We start from the raw sequence: 2,723 nt of genomic DNA, 5'->3' as shown, positions 1-2,723 counted from the left end.
CGCAAATGCCGGTCACATCGGGTAGTATTCAGGTATGCATTCAGTGACGGTCGACCTTGAGGCCGCGTCCACCACGCAATTGGTGAACGCGCTCTCGGTCATCGCCACTGAACTCGCCCAACGCGAAACCCCCGACTCGGCCGCCGCGTGTCTGGAACTCACCGAGACTCTTTCCGCAGCCGCAGATATGCAGGAAAGCGCGCTGGCCGGGTTCATCGGGCGGGTGGATGCCGCCGGGGAGCAGGCCCGGTGGGGGTATCCCTCCACGCGGGCGTGGCTGCGGTCCCGGCTGGGGATGCGGGAGAGCCGCGCCAAGGAGCGCCTCACCCTGGCCCGGCAACGCCACCGCCTCCCGCAGGTCGCCGAGCGGCTGGCCGCCGGGGAACTGTCCTACGGGTACGCGACCACGGTGGCCGACTCGGTCGCCCGCCTGGACGACACCGACTGCGCCCGAGCCGAGACCACGCTGCTGGGGATGGCCGATCAGGGGTTCTCGGCCGGGAAGGTCGCCGCGTTCGGCCGCCGCATCCGCGACGTCATCGCCGAACGTGACGGCACCGAGGACGCCCCGGATGAGGACACCAAGCGGGGTTATGCCAAGTCGTGGCTGACCACGACGCGGTCGCTGGACGGCGGCCGGTATGTGAAGGGGTGGCTGAACCCCGAAGACGCCGCCATCTGGGACGGCACTTTGGCGCCGTTGGCCAAGCCGGCCGGGCCCGATGACCGCCGGGACGTGGCGGAGCGGACGGCGGCGGCGCTGTCGAGTGTGCTGTCGGGCGGGCACAAGGCCTCCAAGGTCACCGTCATCTGCGACCTGGACACCCTCACCGGCGGCAACGCCCCCGCCCGCCTCACCGACGGCACCCCCATCCCCGCCGCCCAAGCCCGCCGCATCGCCCTGGCGGCGGGTGTCTCCCCGCTGCTGCTGGGGCGCGGGAACACCCCGCTGTACCTGGGCTACCGGGAACGGTTCGCGAGTGCTGCGCAACGCCAAGTCCTCGAAACCCTCTACCCCTCCTGCGCGGTGCGGGGATGTGAGATGCCGGGCACGCTGTGCGAGGTCGACCACGTCCACGGATGGGCACTCGGCAACAGCCCCACCGACATCGACCAACTCGCGCTCACCTGTGGATGGCATAACCGGTTCAAGCACACCAGCCCCGACCAGATCCACATCACCAAGGATCCCGACGGGCGGTACGTCTACCGGCTGCTCCCACCGGCCGACGCCCGAGGCGCAACCGGGCCGCCGGGCGGCACCGGCCCACCCGATGACCCCCTCGACTGGGCCGCATAACCCACCCCACCAGCACGACCGACCGGCTTGACCGGCATGACCGCCGAGCCCGCCCGGAACCACTCGGGTCCCGGGCGGACTCGGCATGCCCACACCGCCGCGCATCGCATGCGAGTGGGTCACCCTCGAGGCCGGGCTGCCTGGCCCTGCGCCTGGGACGACCACCGACCGGCCGCCAACCGGGGTCGGTGGCACCTGACACGCGACCGGCCGATGATCGAGGGGCGACCGGGCCGCCGGGCGGCACCGGCCCACTGGACGCCCTCCTCGGCTGGGCTGTCTAACCCGCCCCACCAGCAGGACCGGCATGACCGGCGAGGCTGCCCGGACCCACCCCTGTCCCGGGCGGCCTCGGCATGCCCACATCGCACCGCACGCGAGCCCGGCCACCATGGACGAACCGATGACGTGTTGACGATGCCGGTGTGATCGTTACGCGGCCGAGCCGACGGTGGTATCGGGGGATAGCCTCATCGGCATGATCAACTGTTGGTATGTGCGGGCGTTCGTCGACGCTGAGGGCGCGCATGGCAATCCGGCGCTCGTCGTGGTGGAGCCGGAGGGGAGCTCGGTCACTGCCGTGCAGCGCCAGGAACTGGCGACGCGGCTGGGTGTGCCCGCCACCGTGTTCGTCCACGACGCGGCGACCGGGCGGGTCAGCATTCACGGCAACTACGGGCAGGCGATCCGTTTCGGTGGCCACCCGCTTCTGGCCACCGTGGAGGCGTTGCACCGGATCGGGAAGGCGACGAAGGAGCTGCTTCCCGAAGCCGGGCCGGTGGCGTGCCGCCGGGACGAGGACGGCACGGTGTGGCTCACGGCACCGGCGCAGTGGTCGAAGCCGTGGCGCCACTACCAGATGGGGAGTGCCGCCGAGATCGACGTGCTGACCGGCCTTCCCGAGGGTGAGGACTTCACGCAGGTGTGGGCGTGGGAGGACGGGGAGGCCGGGCGGGTGCGGGCACGGTTGTGGGCGCCCCGGATCGGTAAGGGCGAGGACGAGGCGTGCGGCAGCGCGTCCATGCTGCTGACCTTGAAACTCGGCCGTGACCTCGAGGTTCTGCACGGGCGTCACCGGGCCGTCATCCGCACGCGGCAGGTGGACGATGCGCGAGTGGAACTGGGTGGGCGCTGTGCGGTCGAGTCGCCCGGGGCGGATGTCCACGCCGCACTATGAGCTTTACACCGCTCGATGATGTAGAGCCGCTCGGCTCCCCGTACGGAGGGGGGTGGTGGGGTGGCGCGACCCGGGGCGGGGCAGGCGGAGCCTGCCCCTATCACCTGCCTAGGGGCCGCAGAGGCTCCAAAGTCAAGGGTGGACGAAGTCCATCGCGTAGCGACGCCGAAGGCGCCCTTGACTTTGGAGGGGCGGCCCCGTACGCAAGCGCCCCCCCCCCACCCGAACACCCCGCCCACCGACGCG

At 71.2% G+C, this 2,723-nt stretch carries 2 protein-coding genes; both read left to right on the top strand.

The features are described 5' to 3' along the window. Nucleotides 1-34: 34 nt before the first annotated feature. Complete coding sequence (locus F8568_RS46370; RefSeq protein WP_151600543.1) at nt 35-1,300, top strand: HNH endonuclease signature motif containing protein; 1,266 nt, start codon at nt 35-37, stop codon at nt 1,298-1,300. A 478-nt stretch (nt 1,301-1,778) separates the two neighbouring features. Then, nucleotides 1,779-2,477, top strand: coding sequence for a PhzF family phenazine biosynthesis protein (locus tag F8568_RS46365; protein ID WP_151600542.1), 699 nt, complete (start codon nt 1,779-1,781; stop codon nt 2,475-2,477). The last annotated feature ends 246 nt before the right edge of the window (nt 2,478-2,723 follow it).

The sequence above is a fragment of the Actinomadura physcomitrii genome, from assembly GCF_008923205.2.
GTDB lineage: Bacteria > Actinomycetota > Actinomycetes > Streptosporangiales > Streptosporangiaceae > Spirillospora > Spirillospora physcomitrii.
The sequence above is the reverse complement of the archived record's forward strand: the minus strand, read 5'-3'. Positions and strand labels throughout refer to the sequence as shown.